General features: G+C 35.5%; 19 protein-coding genes. 9 read left to right on the forward strand and 10 right to left on the reverse strand.

The window, feature by feature from the left end; translation table 11 throughout:
- Window positions 1-47: 47 nt before the first annotated feature.
- Together ACQUQZ_RS00805 and ACQUQZ_RS00810 are read left to right on the forward strand one after the other, a co-directional pair.
- Window positions 48-1580 (forward strand): Do family serine endopeptidase, encoded by a 1533-nt coding sequence (locus tag ACQUQZ_RS00805; RefSeq protein ID WP_435352690.1) that lies wholly within the window; start codon window positions 48-50, stop codon window positions 1578-1580.
- Window positions 1581-1745: 165 nt separating this feature from the next.
- Entirely contained in the window at window positions 1746-3026 is a 1281-nt protein-coding gene (locus tag ACQUQZ_RS00810; RefSeq protein ID WP_435352691.1) for a M16 family metallopeptidase, read from the forward strand.
- Window positions 3027-3109: 83 nt separating this feature from the next.
- Here ACQUQZ_RS00810 and ACQUQZ_RS00815 read toward each other — a convergent pair whose 3' ends face one another.
- The 4 genes from ACQUQZ_RS00815 to ACQUQZ_RS00830 form a co-directional block, all read right to left on the reverse strand.
- A complete protein-coding gene (locus ACQUQZ_RS00815) occupies window positions 3110-4075 on the reverse strand; it encodes an SMP-30/gluconolactonase/LRE family protein (RefSeq protein WP_435352692.1) in 966 nt (321 codons plus the stop codon).
- 46 nt (window positions 4076-4121) lie between these two features.
- Entirely contained in the window at window positions 4122-4754 is a 633-nt protein-coding gene (locus tag ACQUQZ_RS00820) for an acetyltransferase (RefSeq protein WP_435352693.1), read from the reverse strand.
- Between the two features lie 101 nt (window positions 4755-4855).
- Window positions 4856-5098 (reverse strand): MoaD/ThiS family protein, encoded by a 243-nt coding sequence (locus ACQUQZ_RS00825; protein WP_435352694.1) that lies wholly within the window; start codon window positions 5096-5098, stop codon window positions 4856-4858.
- A gap of 11 nt (window positions 5099-5109) precedes the next feature.
- On the reverse strand, window positions 5110-5835 hold the full coding sequence (locus ACQUQZ_RS00830) for a sulfite exporter TauE/SafE family protein (protein WP_435352695.1): 726 nt from the start codon (window positions 5833-5835) through the stop codon (window positions 5110-5112).
- Window positions 5836-5841: 6 nt separating this feature from the next.
- On the opposite strand from ACQUQZ_RS00830, the gene ACQUQZ_RS00835 reads away from it, so the two are divergent.
- On the forward strand, window positions 5842-7368 hold the full coding sequence (locus tag ACQUQZ_RS00835) for an ATP-binding cassette domain-containing protein (protein WP_435352696.1): 1527 nt from the start codon (window positions 5842-5844) through the stop codon (window positions 7366-7368).
- Between the two features lie 23 nt (window positions 7369-7391).
- On the opposite strand, the gene ACQUQZ_RS00840 is transcribed toward ACQUQZ_RS00835, so the two are convergent.
- The gene (locus ACQUQZ_RS00840) at window positions 7392-7736 is read right to left on the reverse strand and encodes a DUF3471 domain-containing protein (protein ID WP_435352697.1); all 345 of its coding nucleotides are present in this window, start codon (window positions 7734-7736) and stop codon (window positions 7392-7394) included.
- A gap of 79 nt (window positions 7737-7815) precedes the next feature.
- Between ACQUQZ_RS00840 and ACQUQZ_RS00845 the strand changes: the two genes are divergently transcribed.
- From ACQUQZ_RS00845 to ruvX, 5 genes are all read left to right on the forward strand, one after another.
- Window positions 7816-8292, forward strand: a complete 477-nt coding sequence (locus ACQUQZ_RS00845; RefSeq protein ID WP_435352699.1) for a TlpA disulfide reductase family protein — start codon at window positions 7816-7818, stop codon at window positions 8290-8292.
- Between the two features lie 88 nt (window positions 8293-8380).
- The gene (locus ACQUQZ_RS00850; protein ID WP_435352701.1) at window positions 8381-9037 is read left to right on the forward strand and encodes a thioredoxin family protein; all 657 of its coding nucleotides are present in this window, start codon (window positions 8381-8383) and stop codon (window positions 9035-9037) included.
- A 203-nt stretch (window positions 9038-9240) separates the two neighbouring features.
- Window positions 9241-10314, forward strand: coding sequence for a serine hydrolase domain-containing protein (locus ACQUQZ_RS00855; RefSeq protein WP_435352702.1), 1074 nt, complete (start codon window positions 9241-9243; stop codon window positions 10312-10314).
- Window positions 10307-11122, forward strand: coding sequence for a nucleoside triphosphate pyrophosphohydrolase (gene mazG, locus ACQUQZ_RS00860; protein WP_435352704.1), 816 nt, complete (start codon window positions 10307-10309; stop codon window positions 11120-11122). The genes ACQUQZ_RS00855 and mazG overlap by 8 nt, the downstream gene beginning before the upstream one ends.
- 63 nt (window positions 11123-11185) lie before the next feature.
- Complete coding sequence (gene ruvX, locus ACQUQZ_RS00865; protein WP_435352705.1) at window positions 11186-11599, forward strand: Holliday junction resolvase RuvX; 414 nt, start codon at window positions 11186-11188, stop codon at window positions 11597-11599.
- A 77-nt stretch (window positions 11600-11676) separates the two neighbouring features.
- Here ruvX and ACQUQZ_RS00870 read toward each other — a convergent pair whose 3' ends face one another.
- Both ACQUQZ_RS00870 and ACQUQZ_RS00875 read right to left on the reverse strand, forming a co-directional pair.
- Window positions 11677-14148, reverse strand: a complete 2472-nt coding sequence (locus ACQUQZ_RS00870; protein WP_435352706.1) for an alkaline phosphatase family protein — start codon at window positions 14146-14148, stop codon at window positions 11677-11679.
- A gap of 72 nt (window positions 14149-14220) precedes the next feature.
- The gene (locus tag ACQUQZ_RS00875) at window positions 14221-15675 is read right to left on the reverse strand and encodes a S41 family peptidase (RefSeq protein WP_435352707.1); all 1455 of its coding nucleotides are present in this window, start codon (window positions 15673-15675) and stop codon (window positions 14221-14223) included.
- A gap of 476 nt (window positions 15676-16151) precedes the next feature.
- Here ACQUQZ_RS00875 and ACQUQZ_RS00880 point away from each other — a divergent pair, with 476 nt between their 5' ends.
- Window positions 16152-17888, forward strand: coding sequence for a CotH kinase family protein (locus ACQUQZ_RS00880; protein WP_435352708.1), 1737 nt, complete (start codon window positions 16152-16154; stop codon window positions 17886-17888).
- A gap of 62 nt (window positions 17889-17950) precedes the next feature.
- Here ACQUQZ_RS00880 and ACQUQZ_RS00885 read toward each other — a convergent pair whose 3' ends face one another.
- The 3 genes from ACQUQZ_RS00885 to ACQUQZ_RS00895 form a co-directional block, all read right to left on the reverse strand.
- Window positions 17951-18805, reverse strand: a complete 855-nt coding sequence (locus tag ACQUQZ_RS00885) for a fumarylacetoacetate hydrolase family protein (RefSeq protein ID WP_435352709.1) — start codon at window positions 18803-18805, stop codon at window positions 17951-17953.
- Between the two features lie 137 nt (window positions 18806-18942).
- Entirely contained in the window at window positions 18943-20469 is a 1527-nt protein-coding gene (locus ACQUQZ_RS00890) for a GH3 auxin-responsive promoter family protein (RefSeq protein WP_435357626.1), read from the reverse strand.
- A 64-nt stretch (window positions 20470-20533) separates the two neighbouring features.
- The gene (locus tag ACQUQZ_RS00895) at window positions 20534-21415 is read right to left on the reverse strand and encodes a glycerophosphodiester phosphodiesterase family protein (protein ID WP_435352711.1); all 882 of its coding nucleotides are present in this window, start codon (window positions 21413-21415) and stop codon (window positions 20534-20536) included.
- Window positions 21416-21498 lie beyond the last annotated feature (83 nt).

The raw sequence follows: 21498 nt of genomic DNA on the forward strand, positions 1-21498 counted from the left end.
TTCGCTTAGGTAAATAAACATAACATTTAAAATTAACAGTCAATAAAATGAATAACACAGTAAAAACCATCGGAATTGCTGTTTTTAGTAGCATCGCCACCATTGCAGGCTATCGTATGCTCGGACTTGAAGGAAAAGATGTGATTTTTAGCGAAGCATCAAGTCCTTCTATCAATCGTTTGGCAAACTATGAAGGGCCAGTTGGAGTACCAGGAGATTTTACTTATGCCGCTGAACTTTCTACCCCATCAGTTGTGCATATTAAAGCAAAATCTTCAAGAATGGTTTCTCAACAACGTACTATTTTTGATGACTTTTTTGGTGGAGATAGCCCATTTGGTTCGCCTCGAAACCAGCAACAAGAGTCGTCAGGTTCGGGTGTAATTATCACTGCCGATGGCTACATTGCTACCAACAATCACGTAGTAGAAGGTGCCGATGAATTGGAAGTTGTAACGTCTGATCATAAATCTTACAAAGCAAAAATTGTAGGAACTGACCCATCAACTGATATTGCTGTTATTAAAATCGAAGGTGGTGCAAAGCTACAAGTAATGACTTTTGCCAACTCTGACAATGTGAAAGTTGGAGAGTGGGTATTGGCTGTAGGAAATCCATTTAATCTTGAATCGACTGTTACAGCAGGAATTGTGAGTGCAAAGGGACGAAATATTGGTATTTTAGCAGAAAAACAACAAATGTTCCGTCGTTATGGAGATGATGGCCGTCAAGCAAAGACAAGCGATGCCATTGAGTCATTCATTCAGACTGATGCTGCTGTAAACCCAGGCAACAGTGGTGGGGCATTGGTAAATCTTAAAGGTGAATTGATTGGAATTAACACGGCAATCGCCAGTCCAAATGGAGCTTATGCAGGTTATGCCTTTGCTGTTCCGTCTGAAATTGTGAAAAAAGTAACAGCAGATATTGTTAAATATGGTAATGTACAACGTGGATATTTAGGTATAAATCTGGTTGAACTTGATAGCAAGCGTGCTGATGAATTTAATACTAAAGTCTCGGAAGGAATTTATGTGGGTGATGTGCTTGAAAATGGTGCAGCGAGAGCCGCAGGTATTAAAAAAGGAGATGTGATTGTAAAAGTAGATGGTATTGAAACCAAAAGTGGACCAAAATTACAAGAAATGATTGGCCGTAAACGCCCAGGTGAATCAACCAAAGTTACTGTTAATCGTGATGGCTCAATCAAAGAATTCGAAGTGACGCTTCGTAACCGTGATGGAGGCAAGGATATTGTGAAAAACAATATTGTTTCGGATAATAAAATATTTGAACAATTAGGTATTGAGTTGGCTGAACTTTCATCGGCAGATAAGCAAAAAATGGGTTTGCCAAATGGTGTGATTGTAAAGAAAATTTATGATGGAGATGTAGCAGATTATACTCAAATGCGTGAAGGTTTCATCGTATTGAAAGTTGGCGACCGCAAAATAAATACTGTAAATGATTTTAAAGCGGCAATTAAAGAAGTAAAAGAAAATGGAGATGATGGCGTAATGATTTGCGGAACGTATCAAAGTTTATCTCGTACATCTTGCTATGGCTTAACGCTTGAGTAAGCTTTAAAATAAAATTCAAAATAAAAAATATAAACGCACTTATGAAGATAAACTTTTATCTTTGTAAGTGCGTTTTCAATTAGAATCAAATTGAAAAACAGTAAATAAAACTACTCAGAACTTAGCATCACACGGGTGACTCCGTCATAATTTAGAACTTAATTGATGATTTTAGACCGAACCATTGCACCTCCTTCCAAGAAGATAGAACATATAAATATTCCAAAAGCTGAAATAATATTTTTGGATAATCAAATTCCAGTTTATGCCATTCGGGCAGGCGAACAAGCAGTCAGTCGTTTAGAATTAATTTTCGAAGCAGGAAGCCGTTTTGAAACTAATACAGGTGAGTCGTTATTTACCTCCAAAATGCTTGCAGAAGGCACAAAAAACAAGAATGGAACCGAAATAAGTGAGTATTTTGACCAATTTGGGGCTTTTCTTGAAATCAATCAATCGGCTGAAAGATTAGTGATGACAGTGCATGGCATGACAAAGCATTTACCTAAGCTATTGCCAATGCTTCAAGAAATGATTTCAGAATCAGTGATTCCTGAAAAGGAATTGTTGATGCAAAAAAATATAGCCTCTCAGACACTAAAAGTCAATTTAGAAAAAACAGCTTATATAGCAGGACAGGTTTTTAGAGAGCAAATTTACGGTGCTACACATCCTTATGGTAAATCATTGACCTTGCCCTTAATTGAAAATATTAATCGAGATTCAATTCAAGAATTCTACCAAAATCAAATCCAAGCAAGGCAATTTAAGATATTCATTTCAGGCAAATTTGACGATGAAGCAATCAAAGCATTGAATCAGACTTTTGGTCAAATTGCACTGAAAAATGTAGGTAGAAAAGGCCATGAGACAGACTTTTTACCAGCAAAAATTGAAAATATGTTGATTGAAAGACCAGAAAACTTACAATCATCTATTCGTTTAGGTCGAAAGTTATTCAATCGCTCACATCCTGATTTTTTCAAATTTCTTGTAACAAATACCATTTTTGGAGGCTATTTTGGCAGTCGTTTAATGAAAAATATTCGTGAAGACAAAGGTTTTACTTATGGCATTTCATCATCATTAGTACCGCAAAAAGATGGTGGATATTTGGTAATGGGAACAGACGTGAAAAAAGAATTTACGCAACAAACCCTTAACGAGATTTTCAAAGAAATCAAGATTTTGCAAACGGAAAATGTCGGAGAAAATGAATTAGAAACGGCAAAAAATTATATGATTGGCTCATTTGTTGGTTCGTTGAATACGCCTTTTGAGGTAGCTGACCGCCAAAAAATCATACTTTTAGACGAATTACCATCAGATTATTACGAAAACTATATCAAAAATTTAAGAGCAGTTTCGGCGAGCGAAGTAATGGAAATCGCCAATAAATATTATAATCCAGAAGATATGTGTGAGGTTGTTGTAGGTGGAAAATAAGAATCACCACTGAGGCACGATTACTTAGATTTTCACAGAAAAAACTCTGTGCAAATTCGTGTAATTCGTGCCTCTGTGGTGAATTAAAATCCAACTCCCACCGTTTTGGTTTGAAGTCGTAGCAAATACATGTCTGCAGTGATATAGAGTGTTGAACCATTATTGCCAAAAGCACAGTTAGCAGTTGCTTCATCCGTTTCGATTCTTCCCAACAATTTCCCTGCTGGAGAAATCACTAATATTCCGCCTGGACCAGTTGTAAAAATATTGCCTTTTTTGTCAATTTTAAGTCCATCGGGTAAGCCTTTCAAGCCTTCTTTTACCATAGGAGTTGCATCAAACAGAATTTTTCCTTTGCCTACTTTTCCATCAGTAAGTACAGGATACGACATCAAATAGGCTCTGTCAGGGTCTGATTGTGCCACATAAAGTGTTTTTTCGTCAGGCGAAAAAGCTAATCCGTTGGGGCGAGTTAAATCTTTTATAATGAGTGAAACTACACCATTTTTACCAATACGATAGACGCCAAAAAGCTCTGTTTCACGACTTGGGTCTTTATCTTTTTGAGGCATTCCATAAGGCGGGTCGGTAAAATAATAATCACCATTTGATTTCTGGACAATATCATTGGGACTATTGAACCTTTTGCCCATATAATTATCGGCCAATGTTCGTTTTCCTCCAATGTTCAATGGCATTGCTGAAATGCGACGGTCACCATGCTCGCAAGATACCAATTGACCTAAATTGTTGATAATCAGACCATTGCTACCAGGCTCATCGCCATAAGGCATGATGCCCGTATAGCCAGATGGTTTGATAAATTCAGTAATTTTCTCACCTTCCTTCCATTTATAAACAGTATTGGCAGGAACATCTGAAAATAGCAAATAACCACCATTTTTTACCCAAGCAGGGCCTTCAGACCAAACAAATCCTTCTCCCAATACTTCAATTTTAGCATCTTTTTCAATTAAATTATCTAAAGCAGGGTCAAGTCTAAGTATCTGACCGATGGTTTTTTGTTGGGCAAATGTTACAATGCTCATAAGTAAGAAGGTTGAAAAAGTTAAAAGGGTTTTCATAGAAATAGCGTTATATTTTTTTCGCAGGATTGCCAAAAACTGTACTTCCATCGGCAACATTTTCAACCACAACTGAACCAGCTCCCACACGAGCATTCTTGCCAATTTTTATTCCCGAAATAATCACGGCACCAGAGCCAATAAATGCCCCTTCTTCGATTTCTGCATCACTGTTGATGATGGCACCAGCTCCAATTTGAACATAATCACCAACTTTTGTATTAATATCAACAATCGCCGAAGCATGAATGACACAATGATTACCAACAGTAGCATAAGGGTTGATGACAGCACGAGCAGCAATCAAATTGCCATGTCCGATAATGGCATTTTCCGAAACTACTGCTGTATTATGTACCGCATTGACAGGCATTACTTTTCGGCGATTAATGAGCATTTCGACTACTTTTTTACGCTCTTTTGTATTTTCCAAAGCCACAAATGCTTCGGTTTTTTGTCCAATTATTTTCAAAAAACCGTCATCATCAGTATCGCCTAAAACAACTATTTCTCCAATTTCTTTGCCGTGTAATGTTTTGTCATCATCTAAAAAACCAAAAACTAATACATTATTTCGATTAAAAATATCTAAAACTATCTTGCCGAGATTTCCAGCACCAAAAATTAAAATAGGATTTTCCATTAAAAAATGTAGAATTAAGAATGTAGAGTGTAGAATTAAAAATCATGTTTTTTTCTAATTCAAAAAATTATACAAAATTACTAAAAAAAATATTCATTTAATCATCCGCCGCTCACAGGCGGAATTAATACAATTTCATCATTTTCTTTGAGAGATGTTTCATCATTGGCATATTCTGAGTTGAGAGCTATTCGCAATGATTTAAGTGCTTGAAATTCAGGAAATTGCAATGAAAGCTTTTGTTTCAAGTCGGCAACAGTCGCACCGCTTTCGAGCGAAGTAGTATATTCAAATTGTCCAATAATATCACGGGTAATGCCGAAGCATAAAATGCGTAAATTCATAAAAAATAGTATTACGTAAAAATCAATTTCAAACAAGCAATGATTAGACCGCCTGCAAGGGTATAACGCAAAGTCGGAACATTAAATTTCTTACTACCAAAATAAGAGCCACAAAGCCCAGCAGCAAAAGCAACCGCCAGCCAAGTATAAATCTGAGCATTAGGTTGAAAACCTTTTGAAACTAAACCTGCAAAACCTGCCAGTGAGTTGACGAATATAAATAAAGCTGAAATCGCTGCAGTTTGCTTTAGATTTGCCCAATTCAATAAAATCAAAATGGGACTTAGAATAATTCCTCCGCCAATTCCCAACATTCCTGATAGTAAGCCTATGGCTCCGCCAATCAATAAACTTCCTGCAAACGATGCTTCTTTTTGTGTGTTGTCACTTTGGGGTTTCATTAACATTCTGAAGATTGCCAAAATCAAGCAAATTGCCAGCAATTTCTTATATAAACTATCAGAAATAACCATCGTTCCGCCTAAAAATGCCATTGGAACACTTGCCAATGCTAAAGGATAAAATAATTTCCAACGAAAATGACCTGCTCGATAGAATTGAATAAAAGAAGTAATAGAAACAAAAATATTCAATATCAAAGCCGAAGATTTCATCAATGAAGGCTGAAAACTGAAAAGTGCCATCAAAGCTAAATATCCACTTGCTCCGCCGTGTCCGACAGAAGAGTATAGAAATGCAACAATACCCAGAAGAATAAGAAAAGATAAATCTTGCATAAAAAAATGATTAATTTTGAAGCAAAGCATAAAGATATAAAATTAATGATAAAATTCAGCGAAGTAAGCATCCAAAAAGGCGACCAAACAGTTTTAGAAAATATCAATTGGCAAGCAAATTCCAATGAAAACTGGGCAATTGTTGGCGGTAATGGTGCTGGTAAAAGTACATTCTTAGATGCCATTGCAGGAAAAATATTTCCGATGAAAGGTACAATTACGAAGCCTCATTATGATGAAATCGCTTTTGTGGCGAAAGATTATAGTTTCAATCGAATTGTACAGGCGGCTACCCAATATTATCAACAGCGATTTAATTCACAGGATGCCGAAATTGCTCCAACAGTAAGAGAAATTTTACAAAATCAAATAAAGCCAATTGGTACGATTGATGAGAAATCAATTAGTCTTTCACCGCCAGAATTCTCAAATCAAGCACTGGAAGAAAAAGCGAATTTATTAAAAATTTCACATTTGTTAGACCGACACATTGTGACGCTTTCTAATGGTGAAACTCGTCGAACACTTATTACTTTGTCTTTATTACGAAAGCCAAAAGTGCTTTTGCTTGATAATCCTTTCGTTGGTTTAGATGTCGAAAGTAGAGAAACTTTGCACGAAGTTTTAAATCAAATCGCTAAATCGGGCGTACAAATTATTTTGGTAGCACCACCAAATGAAATCCCGTCTTGTATAAATCATATTTTAGAGTTGAAAGATGGCAAAATAAGTAGGTTGTCCACACAAGCGGCTGACTTTCAACAAGTTATCCACAATTCAAACGCAAATCTTCATTCTGAAGTTTTAGATAATATAAAACAGTTTCCCGCTCGGAATGATTTTGAGTTTGCACTGAATATGAGAAATGTAAGCGTTACTTATAAAGGTGTAAATGTGGTTGACGGCGTGAGTTGGCAAGTGAAGCGTGGTGAAAAATGGGCTTTGATGGGACCCAACGGTTCGGGGAAAAGTACAATTTTGAGTTTAATCACTGCTGATAACCCACAAGGGTATCAAAATGATTATGATTTGTTCGACCGTAAGCGTGGATCGGGAGAAAGTATTTGGGACATCAAACAACGCATTGGTTATGTTTCGCCTGAGTTGCATTTATATTTCAACCGAAATACGGAGGTTTGGAAAGCCACAGCATCAGGATTATTTGATTCGGCGGGTCTTTTCAAAAAACTAACTGACGAAGAAAGAGAATTAACGGAAAAATATCTTAAATTATTGAATATCAATCACTTAGCTGAAAGAAAAATTTATCAGCTTTCTACGGGTGAGCAGCGACAAGTTTTTTTATCAAGAGCATTAATAAAAAATCCACCTTTACTTTTATTAGATGAACCTTGTCAGGGTTTGGATTATAATCATCTCGTATATTTCCGAGATTTGGTTAATGAATTGGTACAAGAACTTGACAAAACGCTCATTTATGTCACGCATTACGAAAACGAAATTCCACCATGTGTAGATAAAAGATTAAAATTGGAAAAAGGCAAAGTAATAAGTTTAGAGAAAGGGATTTAGATAGTCCCTTTCTCTAAGAAACCCTAATTTTGCTTATCGGCAAAGATTTCTGAGCCTTGAATTTCCATTTTTAAGCCTGTTACTTTTTTATCGGCATTGCGAGTAAAGGTAATAATTGAGCCATAAGAACTGGTTGATTGAAATTTATCAACACCTTCTTTTTTAACCAACTTGTTTGCACCATAACTATCAGCTTCGCCCGAAATTGAACCATCGGCAAAAGTGATTTTGTATGTCTCGAAAGGGCTGCCATCTTTCATTTTATAAGTACCAACATATTGCTTCAATGAGTCGGATGAGGCGGTTTGGGCAAAAGAAATATTCGCACAAAAGCAAGAAATAAAAAGTAGTAAGATAAGTTTTTTCATTGTTTTATAGGTTTTGGTTGATTTGTGATTGCTAATTACGTACTTTAAAATAAATTTACAGAATACTTTGGAAATAAATGTGAAAATATTCAAACTATTACTCATAATTGTTTGTCTATCAGGTAATTATGTAGTTTCTGCTCAAAATCCGATTGAAATTATAAAGTTTACCGATTTAGATAAATTGATGCAAAAAGATGATGGAATTTATGTCATTAACTTTTGGGCATCGTGGTGCCGACCGTGTGTTGCCGAAATGCCTAATTTTGAAACTGTGGGTAATAATTTTCGTTTAAATAATGTAAAAATTATTTTTATTAGTCTTGATTTTAAGCGAGATTTGGAGAATGTAAAAAAGTTCGTAGAAGACAAAGGAATTAATTCGCCCGTTTATTTATTGGACGAACCAGATTATGACAGTTGGATTGATAAAGTAAGTACAAAATGGTCGGGAGCGATTCCAGCTACATTAATTAGCCAAGGAAATCGAAAAGAATTTTATGAACAAATATTTGATTATCAGACACTTACTGAAAAAATTAAGCACTTTTTTTGAAATATAATTGTTTTCAATGCGTTAGAAAGCAAATTGATTTTAGGATTTATACCGTTGCTTCCGATAAGTTTAAAAATTAAAAAAAGAAATGAAAACTAAAATTTTAATTATTGTAGAAGTACTGTTTTTTAGTGGCTTATTTTCAACGTTTTCTTTCAAAAAAGTTGATGCAGCCGAGCCTGTGAAGTCACCCAATGTTGCACTTGGGTATAATATTGGTGATGTTGTAGCTGATTTTAAACTTAAAAATATCAATGGAAAAATGGTTTCCTTGTCAGATTTTACTGCTGCCAAAGGATTTATTGTAGTTTTTACTTCAAACCATTGTCCGTTTTCAAAATCGTATGAAGATCGAGTCATTGCTCTTGATAGTAAATATGCCTCGCAAGGCTTCCCAGTGATTGCCATAAATCCTAATGACCCAGATGCTTACGAAGAGGATTCATTTGCCAATATGCAAGCACGGGCCAAAGAAAAAGGTTATACATATCCTTATTTAGCTGATGATACGCAAACAGTATCGAAATTGTTTGGTGCGATGCGTACACCTCAAATTTATGTCTTGAAAAAAGAAGGTGGTAAACTAATTCTATCTTATTTAGGTGCAATTGACGACAATGCACAAGACCCATCGGGCGTTACGAAGCGTTATGTAGAAGATGCAGTAAATAATCTTTTGGCAGGAAAACCAGTCGTGACAACCACAACAAAGGCTGTTGGTTGTGCAATTAAGTGGAAAAGCTGATCCAGTTTGCAGTAAGCAGTTTTTAGTTATCAGATATAAAATTTGCCATTTGAGAAATCAAGTGGCTTTTTTGTTTTGCCTTTGTCTGTCTTTGCCCTTGTCAGTGTCCTCACTGATAAAAGGAATTGTAATCATTTCAGAAATCAGGTGGCTTTTTTGCTTTTATTTGCCGACCTTTGTGAGGCTTTCCAAAACCAAAAATAATGAAAAAGACGAGTGCTTTTCTGTTGCTATTTATTTGTATTTGTAATATTTCTTATAGCCAAACGATGGCGAAGTTTGTAGATAGTGTAAGAAAAGTTTATCATATTCCTGAGTTAAATTATGCAGTAATTTCTTCTGAAAAAGCAATAGAAATACAGGCACTTGGCTATAAAAAAGCAAATTCAAATTTAAAGGCCGAACTTAGAGATAAATTTAGAATTGGCTCAAATACCAAAACGGTTACGAGTTATATAGCAACACTTTTAGTAAAAGAAGGGAAAATACAGTGGAATACCCAATTCTTTGATTTGTTTCCAGAATTGAAATTTAAAAGTAATCCTGCTTATTATAGTGTGACCTTGCAAGATTTTCTGACTTTTCGGGCAAATCTTATCAAATGGTCTTATGGCAATGAAACGCCAACGAAAAAAGAAATAAAAGGTAACGAATGGCAGCAACGTTATGCGTTTGTATCTTGGATTTTACAGCAAAATCCTGTTGTTGAGAAAAATGAAATTTATTGGTCAAATCCAAGCTATGTGGCAGCAGGTTTGATGCTTGAAAAAGTAACAGGAAAAGATTATAAAACATTGGTGACAGAATTGGGTGAAAGTTTAAATATAAAATTTGATTTTGGACAGCCAAACGTTAAAAATGTCAAGCAAACTTGGGGGCATGATGAGAATTTAGAGCCAGAAAAACCTGCTGAAAATTTTAAGTTAAATTGGTTATCTTCAGCAGGAAACATCAATGTGAGTTTGCCTGATTATACCAAATTTATTCAATTGCAATTACAGGGACTTTTAGGAAAATCGAAAACATTAACCGCAAAAGATTTTGAATTCATGCACTACGGTTTTCCCGAATTTGCGTTTGGTTGGAAATGGTACGTTGATGAAAAAAGTCAACTAAAATATTCCTTTCATGAAGGAAACCCAGGTACATTTCTTACGAAAGTGTATCTTTGTAAAGATAGAAATAAAGCATTTATCTTGTTTGCCAATGTGCAATCTGATGAAGCTGAAAATGGTTTAAAAATAGTATTTGAAGAGCTAAAAAAGAAATATGAGTAACAAACTTCCTCCAATATTCCCTCCGCAACGCATGGAAAAACTCATGGCGTTTGACCGTTTACTGACTATTATGGACGAACTTCGTGAGCAATGCCCGTGGGACAAAAAGCAAACGATGGATACCCTTCGCCATTTGACAATTGAAGAAACTTATGAACTTTCAGATGCGATTTTGGAAAAAGATTTGCCCGAAATAAAGAAAGAATTGGGTGATATTATGCTTCATTTGGTATTTTATTCAAAAATTGCCTCTGAAACTGGTGAATTTGATGTGGCAGATGTGCTTCATGCCATTTGTGATAAATTGGTTTCTCGTCACCCACATATTTATGGAAATGTAATAGCCGAAACAGAAGAAGAAGTGAAACGAAATTGGGAGCAGTTGAAGCTAAAAGAAGGCAATAAATCAGTTTTGGGTGGTGTACCGCAATCGCTTCCTGCCTTAGTAAAAGCCATGAGAATTCAAGAAAAAGCTCGTGGGGTAGGTTTCGATTGGGAAGAAAAAAGCCAGGTTTGGGCAAAGGTTGAGGAAGAAATGGGTGAATTTAAGGAAATGTTTGATGTTGAAAACGATGTAGCTATTGACAAAGAAAAAGCCGAAGCTGAATTTGGTGATTTATTGTTTTCTTTGGTAAACTACGCTCGTTTCATTGATTTAAACCCCGAAACTGCTTTGGAACGTACCAATAAAAAGTTCATTAAGCGTTTTCAATACCTCGAACAAAAAGCCAAAGAAGCCAACAAAAATCTAAAAGATATGACATTGGCAGAAATGGATATTTTTTGGGAAGAAGCAAAAAAACTATAACAAAACCCAAAGGGCTTTTTTTACTCAATAAAACTATGGTCGGTTATAAAAATCGACATACTTATGCCAAGAATCCTTGCTATTGATTACGGTGCTAAACGAACAGGTTTGGCAGTAACTGACCCCTCCAAAATTATCGCTTCGGCATTAGAAACTGTGCCGACAGAAAAATTGTTGGAATTCCTTAAAAAATACGCTCAAAATGAGCCAATTGAGGCTTTTGTGGTTGGAATGCCCAAAAATTTAGACGGAACAATTACCGACGGAACAGCTTATGTTGAGCGATTTATCATTGAACTAAAAACAACTTTTCCCGAAATTCCTGTAAATCTTCACGACGAACGATTTACCTCAAAAATGGCTGTTCAAACCATGATTGCTGGCGGAATGAAGAAAAAAGACCGTCAAATCAAAGGTAATATTGATAAAATCAGTGCCGTGATTATTTTGCAGAGTTTTATGGAAAGTAGGTTTTAGTCCACAGTCCACGGACGACAGTCGATAGTAAAAACTAAGAAAATCGGTGGACAGTGGACTGTTGTCTATGGACCTTTTCAATCATCATCGTCGTCGTCGTCATCACCTTTTTTTGCAATCACTACAAACGCACTTCGGCGAGGAGCGGGCATTTTGCTATTTAGTCCACGAACGGTTTGCCAAATAACTTCATTGAAAGCAATATCAGGGGCAGCATCTTCTTTACTTAAATCCCACATCGAAGATTTTTTAGAATTGATATTAACAGCAACATTTTTTTCATCCAAGTCCACTCCTGCTGCTAATGCTGTAAAGCCTTTACTATTAGGCTTTTGTGAAAAACAACGCCATAAAGGCTTGGCAGCGGCATCATATTGACTCATCGGTGGAAGCCCTAAAATCAATTCCATTGTTCTTAATACTGAAGAGGTTGAGTAGGCCGTATGGTCAACAAAACTACGTTTCACAAAACCTCCAACTACATAACATGGTGAACGGTGAGCATCCACATGGTCGGGTCCATTTTGAGCATCATCTTCCAAAATAAAAACAACCGACTCGTTCCAAATTTTTGATTTTGATAAATGTTCAACAAATTTACCAACCGCCAAATCATTGTCTGCTACGGCGGCCTCTGGAGTTGGCATGCCGATTCTTGCCCCTGATGTATGGTCATTGCCCATGCGTAACGAATTGAACTTTGGAACGGCATTAATGGCAATCAAAGAATCCAAATCTTTTTCCCAAACGCTTTCACGGTCAATATCTTTGTAGTCTGTACCATAATCTCTAAAATTTTTGCAATAATGCCCTTCCAACGTTGCTATACTTGCTTTTCCGTTAGATGTAAATTCGCCGTAAGTGCGGTAACTTAGATTGGCTCTTTTACAAAAATCCCAAATAAAACCATTTTTTGGATGGGCAATTTTTCGACTTCCCTCAAAATCATAATTTCCACCACGACCACCGTAGCTATTTACCCAAGTTTTTTCTACAAAATCATTGGCGTAGGCGGCTGTTGACCAATTATGTCCATCGGCACTTACTTCGGCATCTACATAAAAATTGTCTAAAAGCACAAATTGTTTAGCTAAAGCGTGTTGATTGGGGGTGATTTTTTCTGGAAAAAGACAAAGTGAAGCATCACCATTACCTTCTTTCATATCGCCCAAAACTTGGTCATACGTGCGGTTTTCTTTGATGATATAAAAAACATATTTGATTGGGGACTTTTCTCCTAACTTTGTTGGAATCGGATTGCCTTTTTCTCCTTCTGCTTGGCGTTCTACGTCTTTGTTATAAGGTGAGTTTTCATAAACCAATGATGAATATGCTGCCAACATTCGTTCATCAGGCATATCAATAATCGAGACAGTACCTTTAAAAAGCCCCCCAATATATTGTGAGCCTCGATTTGCTTCTGGATTAGCTCCTTTCACTTGTGAAGCTTTTGAACTCACTGGGTTCGGCCCTTTGGGGTTTGGCAAGGATGAAAAACCTTTACCATTGGTTACAAAAATTTTATCATCAACCAATTTGACTGCTGTGGGGTACCAGCCTGTGGGAATAAAACCCAAAGATTTACTTTTACCTTTTTCAGTAACATCAAAAACCGCCAAACAATTATTGTCGGCGTTGGCAATGAAAAGTTTGGTTTCGTCATTGTTCAAAGCCAAGCCATTAGGCGTAGTGCCAATAGGGGAGTTGGGGTAAAGTGATGCCGATAAACTTTCGATTTTTGTCTTGGTAGCAGTTTCAATCAACGAAACGGTATTGTCATTTCCATGAGCCACAAAAAGGTATTTGCCATCTTTGCTTAAAAGCAAGTCATTCGGGTTTTTATCAACCTCAACTTCTGCTGTAATTGCTTGATTATCAATGTTATAATACAAAACTTTTGCCCCGCCCCAAAGCGAAATATATAAGGTTTTTTTGTCGGGAGAAAGCAAACAGGTATATGGCTCGGCAGGCAATTGTACTTGTTTGACAATTGATTTATCGGCTAGGTTGCAAACATAAAGCGAGTTGTTTTCTTTAGAAACGACAAACAAATTTTTGTCTGTGACACATAAGCCCGCAGGAGATATTGGCACTGGCCAAGGCTTTCCTAAAACGATTTCGGAATCATCTATTAATTTGCCATTTTCGAGGCGATAAATCAAAATTTTATTGTCATTTCCACCCGAAACATAAAGTTTTTTCTCATCTGGACTAAAAGCCAAACCAACCCATGATTTTTCTATTGGTTTATCGTCTAAAATTTGCTCAGTTTGGGCATCAATAAGTGTAATACTTTGTTTTCCTTGACCATTATTAGTAATTGCTAAATACTTTTTTGAAGGCGAAACAACTAAATTTAAAGGCAAATCATTGGCTAAATTTACACTTCTTCCTGCTGGTGTAAGCGACCAACCATTGGGTAATTTTACTCGTTTATTAGCAAAATCTTTGAGAAGTTCATTGATTTGACTATCACTGGAAGATGGGTTTTTACGGCAAGAGGTTAAAAGGATTATACCAGAGAAAATTAGCCAAAATATTTTTTTCATAGTTGAAGAGTTTATGGCATCAAAGATAAAAAACCTTTTGATGAAAGACTCTTGACCATGAAAAAAATATTGTTATTTTTTTAGGTAATTCTTAACAAATTCTACCCAATCGGCTTCATTTTCTCCAATTTTGACATCAGGAGCAATACCTACATTGTCAATTGGTTTTTGGGGTAAACGTGGACTTTTTGCTAATGAAAAAGCCACTCTCCAACCATAGCAAGGTAAACCCCAATCTCGCACTTCAATATAGTCGGCTAAACCTTTAGTATTTTCTCCAAAAACCACTGTTTTGGTACTTTGTTTGGCTTCTAAAATAAATTGTTCGGCTGTACTTGCTGTATTTTTATTGACCAAAAAAGCTACTTTTTTAGGGTTAGTCATTATAGCTCCAGAAGCAAATTCTTTGTCTGGGCCATTGACAAATTTACCTTTATTTACCTCCATTTGTTGTAAAACACGTTGTAATTTAGGCGTAAGACGTTCTCTATAAACAGGATATTCTTGAATCGCCTCTAACTCATGTTTAAGTGAAATAATGTTTTCATCGGTTGCCCTGAAAAGTCCTCCTTTTCTTATAATCGGGCTGGTGGCAATATAGGGGAATAATGAAGTGAATGCTGCATCATCGCCTCCTGGGTTGTTGCGTAAATCAATGATTAAGTTTGGTGTGTTTTTTAGTATTTCTTCGTTGGCAGTTAACATTTCCTGTATGAATTCAGGGGCATTGGGTAGTGTAAAAGGAGGCAAAACAATCAAGGCTGTTTCGTTATCTAATTTTTCAATGCGATAATCGGCGATGCGGTGTAAAATGTCATCATTGCTGATTTCTTCTTTTGGGAAAGGAAAAATCTTATTAAATTTATAGATATTTTCCATCACCAAAAAGTTTTTCACTTCCCTTGTAAAACTTTTTTCACTCGAAAAATCGGCATAGTAATAATTGGTTACATATTTCATTGGAGCTACTTGTAACATTTCAAACTTGGCCTTGCCAGCTTTCCAAGTAGCACTTCTGTCGGCTAAAAGGAATCCGATAAACTTTTTGGGATTAACTTTATCTTTCAAAATGCCTACTTTGTAAGCTTTATCGTCGCTTTCCCAAATACCTTCTATTGATGAAAGTTTTGCTTCATTTTCTTTTAAATATTGAGTGAAACTGGTTTCATTGAATGCTAATTGTGGCACTTTTGTAGCTCGACTTGCCACAACTTCGGGAGAATCATCAATTGTGTATGGCGTAATTGGACTAATAAAAAGGTGACCATCGTGAAAATAATCAAACCATTTTTTTTGTAGAAAGTAACATTCTCGTTCGTTAGTGATTTTTTTTGCAGCTTCCCGAATTTCTTGCGTGAGTTTATCAAATTCAGCTTGGTTTTTTGGAGTGATTTTATCGCTCCAACCAGCATAATTATCTTTGATTTTTTGATAAGAAAAATCGAAATTTTGAGAGCAAAGACATTCTTGTTGAGAAAAGCTTGAATAGTGAGTGATCAAGCAGATAAGTAATAATATTTTTTTCATTGGGTTTGAGTGCTTTTTAAAAGCATTTAGCTAAAATCGTGCCTAAAGTTAGATTTTATTCAAAGAATTATAAGTGAGTTTTGGGTGATTTTAAAGGCATATTTTTAAATTATAACTTATTGATAATGAACGATATAAATGCAATTTGAATGGTGATTAGATATGCGTACCGTTTTTCTCTCTAAAATGACAAAAAACTTTGTAAATGCGGATATCAACTGTTTTAAAACATCATACTTTTGATTCAAAATGAGATATTTATAATTGTTCTTAGAATTATATTCATAATTATTTTGTCATTAAATATTTTCTCAATAAATTGCTAGTGCTGTGGCTAAATGTTGAAAATATTTGGTGAATCCTTAAGACTGTATTTTCATTTGCTCCCCCCTAAAATAAGGTTATTCTATTTTTTAATAAGTACTTTACTAAAGCTCCAAACGAATTATTTTATTAGTTTTTAAGCAATTTTATAAATGAATTCACTGACTCATTTGTTTTCTAAATTGAGCTTTTTTTTGTTTATTTCAAACTTTTGTTTTGCTCAGTTAGTAAGTTCGAATCTTCCAATAATTATCATTGAAACCAATGATGATATCATTGTAAATGATCCCAAGATCAAAGTTGGATTCAAGGTTTTGTATCATACAGATGGTAGTCAAAACTATTTGACAGACACTGACTATCATTATAATGGATATGCTGGAATAGAATTACATGGGACATCGTCGCAAGCCGCCCCTAAAAAATCTTATTCTTTTGAGTTAAGAAATATTCTTGATGAAAGTGTAAAATTTGGTTTATTGGGTTTCCCAGAAGAATCTGACTGGGTACTTATTGCTAATTATGATGATAAAACCCATATAAAAAATGCATATATCTATGATTTATGGAAAAAAACAAATGAGTATTCTCCACGAACAAAATTCGTAGAAGTAGTGATCAATGGAGAATATATGGGGCTATATGTATTTACCGAAAAAATAAAGCGAGATACCAACCGCATAAATATTAAAAAACTGGAGGAAAAAGATACCACTATTGCAAAAATTTCGGGTGGCTATATTATTGAAGCATCAAGGGAGACAGATGTCCTTAATGTACCAAATATTTGGGTGTCCAACTATTTATCTTCGCCTGCATCGAATTATAAAATGAGTTTTGAATGTAAATACCCGAAAAAACCTAATACACAACAAGCAAATTATATCAAAAACTATATAAATGATTTTGAGACTTCTTTAAAAAGCGAAAATTTTAAAGACCCGATTTTAGGATTTAGAAAATATGTAGATGAAAATAGCTTTGTTGAAAATTTTATTTTCCAAGAATATGCGATTAGTTATGATATTTTTTCAAGAAGCCAATATCTTTATAAAGAACGAGATAGTAAATTGAAGGCATCTCCAATATGGGATGTAAATCCTGGTTTATTTGATAATTATGCTACAAGTTGGCGGTTTTCATGCAATAATTGTGACCCACGTTTCTTTTGGGTGGAAAGAATGATGCAAGATTGTGCTTTCAAAAGTAATGTTATTGCTAAGTATAAGGATTTTAGGTTATCGTTTCTGTCGATTGAGAAAAGTTATCGCTTTATTGATAGCTTGGCAAATATTATTCAGGATGCCGCTGCCAGAGATAGCAAGAAATGGTTTCCAACGGACAATGTAAGTTTTAGCAATGAAATACAAAAACTAAAAAACTTTGTATCTATTCGCCTTAATTGGATGGATTTAAATATTCATGATATAGTGGATGATGGTGAAGATCTTGTAAGTTTAGGTGACAATGCAAAAACTAATCAAATGATCACTTTAATAACTGGCTGTAGTAATACAAACCCTATTAAATGGAGGTTTGAAAATAGTGATGGTACAAGCGGGACTTTTGTTGGAACAAATATCATTAATGTTTTAATTTCACAATCTGTTACTTACAATGCCATTTGTCAAGTAGATGGTTGTACAAGGTATTCTAATACTCAGCATATCACCTTCAATAATGATTGTTTAGATGAAATAGATTTTACATCGCACTATATATACCCTCCTGTGCAACAGTTTGATACCAAATATATAATTAATTCAAGTGCAAAACTGAATCCGTCTTCAAAAATCAATTATGCTACCAATAAATCAATATTTCTAAATCCTGGCTTTCAAGTATCAAGTGGTTCGGTATTTACAGCTAAAATTGGTGGATGCCAATAATATCTCAAAAAAAGCTCTGTTTTCAAAAAACAGAGCTTCTCAATAAATATTTTGCTTATTCTTTAAGCATAAGCCACCGCAGTTTGCTTTTGTGTACCGAGGTTTTCTATGCCTAATTCTACCATATCACCTGCTTTGAGATAGCGAGGTGGTTTGAAACCTAACCCAACGCCCGCAGGGGTTCCTGTTGAAATCACATCGCCAGGAAGTAAAGTCATGAATTGGCTTAAATAGCTTAAAATCGTTGGAATATCAAATATCATATCGTCAGTATTTGAATCTTGCAAGATTTCATCGTTTAGTTTTAGCCATAAACGTAAGTTTTGCGGGTCGCCTACTTCATCAATAGTTGCTAAGAATGGCCCAAGTGGAGCAAAAGTATCACAACTTTTACCTTTTACCCATTGTCCACCACGTTCTAACTGAAACTCACGTTCACTATAATCATTGTGTAAGCAGTATCCTGCAATATAATTCATAGCCTCATCCTTTTCAACATAACTTGCTTTTTTGCCTATAACAAAAGCTAATTCAACTTCCCAGTCGGTTTTGACTGAGTTTTTAGGAATAATTATATCATCATTTGGTCCACAGAGAGCAGTTGTTGATTTAAAGAAAACTACTGGCTCGGCAGGAGCAGCCATGCCTGATTCGGCAGCGTGCTTGGCATAATTTAGGCCAATACAAATGATTTTAGATGGACGAGCAACGCATGAGGCCAAACGTACATCGTCGGCTACTTCAGCACAATTGTCTAAATTGGATTCAAGCCAATCAGCCAGTCTTGGAATACCATTGGTAGCAAAGAAGTTTTCGTTATAGTCTTCGCCGAAGGCTGATACATCTATTTTTTTTCCATCGGAAAGAATAACGCCAGTTTTTTCATTGGTTGGTTCGCCAAAGCGGAATAGTTTCATCGTTAAATTTTGAATGAATGTTAAAGATTTACGATTGACAAATGATGATTTATGAATAAAAAGAATTAGAAAGTTGGTAGTAAAATGATATTACTGCAATCATTCGTAAATCGTTATTCTAAATCCGTCATGTTTTTTTATGCTAATTCATTGACCATCAGCAGTATATCATCTAAGTATTCTCTTGAATTGCTCAGACGAGGCACTTTGTTTTGTCCTCCTAATTTACCTCGTTTCGACATCCAGTGGTAGAATGTTCCATTCTCGACAAAATGTACTTTAGGTATTAATAATGCCATGTCTTTATAACGTTTGGCATCATAATCAGAGTTGATTTTCCGAAGTGTGCCATCTAAAGTTTTAATAAATAGTTCTTCATTATCAGGTTTTTTAGAACATTCGATTATCCATTCATGGCGACCTTTACTACCATCTCCCATATAAACTGGGCCAGCAGTATAATCGACAATACTTGCATTGGAGGCTACACATGCTTCAGTGATAGCAGCATCTGCGTTTTCGATTACAACTTCTTCGCCAAAAGCATTGATAAAGTGTTTGGTACGACCACTTACCTTGATTCGATAAGGGTCAAGCGAAGTGAATTTGATGGTATCGCCAATTTTGTACCGCCATAAACCAGCATTGGTCGAAATTACCAAAGCATAGTTTTTATCTAACTCTATTTCCTCTAATGTGAGGGTTTTGGGGTACTCTTTGTCCCATTCCTCCATTGGTATAAATTCGTAAAAAACACCGTAATCCAACATCAAAAGCATTTCACCCACTCGGCTAAGCTCATCTTGTATGGCGAAAAATCCTTCAGAAGCATTATACGTTTCAAGATAGGTTACTTGTTCAGAAGGAAATAGCTTGTTTTTGAATAAATCTCGGTAAGGTTGAAAAGCAACGGCACCATGTACAAAAACCTCAAAATTTGGCCAAATTTCAAGCATATTTTGTTTACCAGAGCGTTCCAACATATTTTCGAGTAGTACTACTGTCCATGTTGGTACACCCAAAATGCTGGTCACATTTTCAGGGGTACAAATGGCTATCATTTGTTCCATTTTTTGCTCCCAATTATCCAACAATGCTATTTCACTTGGAGGGGTACGAATATAATCAGCCCATGCAGGAAGGTTTTTGGTGATTACTGCCGAAATATCGCCTGCTTGGGTTTCAATATTGTAAGGATTTGGGTGTAATGTTCCACCAATCGAAAGTCCTTTTCCTTCATATAGTTTTGCATCAGGGCGATTGTGGAAGTAGAGAGTCATCATGTCTTTACCTCCTCGGTAATGACAATCTTCGAGCGATTCTTCAGAAACAGGAATAAACTTGCTACGAGAATTGGTTGTGCCAGAAGATTTTGAAAACCACTTAATATCTGATGCCCAAAGGACATTTTGTTCGCCTTTTAAAACTCGCTCAATATAAGGAAAAAGTTCTTCATAGGTTGAAATAGGCACTCTTTCCTGAAAATCCTTGATTGTATCAATGCTATTGTAGTCGTATTTTAAACCCCATTCGGTATAACGAGCATTTTCAATAAGTTCATGAAAAATCCGATGTTGCGTTTCAATCGGGTGTCGCAAAAACTCTTCAATGCGTTCGATGCGGCGTTTGATAAAAAAACTAAGAACGTCGTTTAGGAGTGCCATTGGATTTGAAATATTACTTACATAAGGTTGAATTATGCGGAAAATTAAGGCTTTTTTCTGAATCTCACAAACCTTTTGCACGGTCAGGATAGTCGGTGATGAGTCCATCACAACCCAAAGCCTTTACTTTCTCCATTTCTTCACGCTTATTTACTGTCCAGGGGATAATTTTTATACCTAAATCATGTAATTGTTTCACACGAGCAGCATTTAATTGCATATAATATGGACTCCAAATAGGTGGTTTAAAACCTAATTTATCTAAATTGAATTGAATGTCATTATTGTCCATTGGTTCAATCAAAACAGAAAGGGCTACTTTTTTGTATTTCCCAGCTTCCATTTGTTTTTGCCAATATTTCAAAACATTAAAGTCGAAACTTTGTAAAATAACCCTTTCAGGGGGGAGCTGTTTAATGATAATATTATAAACCAAATCCGAAAATTCAGCAACTTGAGGTTGAGATTGATCGTATTCTTTCTCTTCACTTTTTATTTCAATGTTATATTTTACTGGTGGAACTCCTTTAGACTTCGCATATTTTTCGCTTTCACGAATCATCTCTTTTAGTAAAGGTTTATAAACACTTACTTTTTGTTGTTCAGGAAAGTTTTTATTACCTCTTGAGCCCACATCATATTTTTTAATTTCCTGATAATCAAGCAAATATAAGTTTCCAGATGTTTGTTTTGTAATAAAAACACCATTAGGGTCTGTTGTACAATCAGGGTTAAAAAAAGGGTCATGCGAAACAACCACTTGCTTGTCCTTAGAAATAACAACATCAAGTTCAAGCGTTTGAACACCCAAATCTATTGCTTTTTTGAAAGCAGGAATCGTATTTTCGGGCATCAGTCCACGACTACCACGATGCCCTTGAATCTCAAAAGTCATTGTTTGAGCAAAGGTGAATGCTGGAAATAAAAATAATAATAGTGTTTTCATTATTTACGATTTACGAATTGTATGATCAAATTTTCATAAGTGGTTGATTATAAATGGCTTACAGGGCATTTAATCGTAAATCA

The sequence above is a fragment of the Emticicia sp. SJ17W-69 genome, from assembly GCF_051209875.1.
Taxonomy (GTDB): Bacteria; Bacteroidota; Bacteroidia; order Cytophagales; family Spirosomataceae; genus Emticicia.

Bases quoted from the DNA above. Each gene is read 5' to 3' on its own strand.
- ruvX (WP_435352705.1), top strand. From the start codon at position 11,186: ATGCCAAGAATCCTTGCTATTGATTACGGTGCTAAACGAACAGGTTTG.
- ACQUQZ_RS00810 (WP_435352691.1), top strand. From the start codon at position 1,746: ATGATTTTAGACCGAACCATTGCACCTCCTTCCAAGAAGATAGAACAT.
- ACQUQZ_RS00875 (WP_435352707.1), bottom strand. From the start codon at position 15,675: ATGAAAAAAATATTATTACTTATCTGCTTGATCACTCACTATTCAAGC.
- ACQUQZ_RS00850 (WP_435352701.1), top strand. From the start codon at position 8,381: ATGAAAACTAAAATTTTAATTATTGTAGAAGTACTGTTTTTTAGTGGC.
- ACQUQZ_RS00855 (WP_435352702.1), top strand. From the start codon at position 9,241: ATGAAAAAGACGAGTGCTTTTCTGTTGCTATTTATTTGTATTTGTAAT.
- mazG (WP_435352704.1), top strand. From the start codon at position 10,307: ATGAGTAACAAACTTCCTCCAATATTCCCTCCGCAACGCATGGAAAAA.
- ACQUQZ_RS00805 (WP_435352690.1), top strand. From the start codon at position 48: ATGAATAACACAGTAAAAACCATCGGAATTGCTGTTTTTAGTAGCATC.
- ACQUQZ_RS00825 (WP_435352694.1), bottom strand. From the start codon at position 5,098: ATGAATTTACGCATTTTATGCTTCGGCATTACCCGTGATATTATTGGA.
- ACQUQZ_RS00870 (WP_435352706.1), bottom strand. From the start codon at position 14,148: ATGAAAAAAATATTTTGGCTAATTTTCTCTGGTATAATCCTTTTAACC.
- ACQUQZ_RS00895 (WP_435352711.1), bottom strand. From the start codon at position 21,415: ATGAAAACACTATTATTATTTTTATTTCCAGCATTCACCTTTGCTCAA.
- ACQUQZ_RS00830 (WP_435352695.1), bottom strand. From the start codon at position 5,835: ATGCAAGATTTATCTTTTCTTATTCTTCTGGGTATTGTTGCATTTCTA.
- ACQUQZ_RS00880 (WP_435352708.1), top strand. From the start codon at position 16,152: ATGAATTCACTGACTCATTTGTTTTCTAAATTGAGCTTTTTTTTGTTT.
- ACQUQZ_RS00840 (WP_435352697.1), bottom strand. From the start codon at position 7,736: ATGAAAAAACTTATCTTACTACTTTTTATTTCTTGCTTTTGTGCGAAT.
- ACQUQZ_RS00835 (WP_435352696.1), top strand. From the start codon at position 5,842: ATGATTAATTTTGAAGCAAAGCATAAAGATATAAAATTAATGATAAAA.
- ACQUQZ_RS00820 (WP_435352693.1), bottom strand. From the start codon at position 4,754: ATGGAAAATCCTATTTTAATTTTTGGTGCTGGAAATCTCGGCAAGATA.
- ACQUQZ_RS00815 (WP_435352692.1), bottom strand. From the start codon at position 4,075: ATGAGCATTGTAACATTTGCCCAACAAAAAACCATCGGTCAGATACTT.
- ACQUQZ_RS00890 (WP_435357626.1), bottom strand. From the start codon at position 20,469: ATGGCACTCCTAAACGACGTTCTTAGTTTTTTTATCAAACGCCGCATC.
- ACQUQZ_RS00885 (WP_435352709.1), bottom strand. From the start codon at position 18,805: ATGAAACTATTCCGCTTTGGCGAACCAACCAATGAAAAAACTGGCGTT.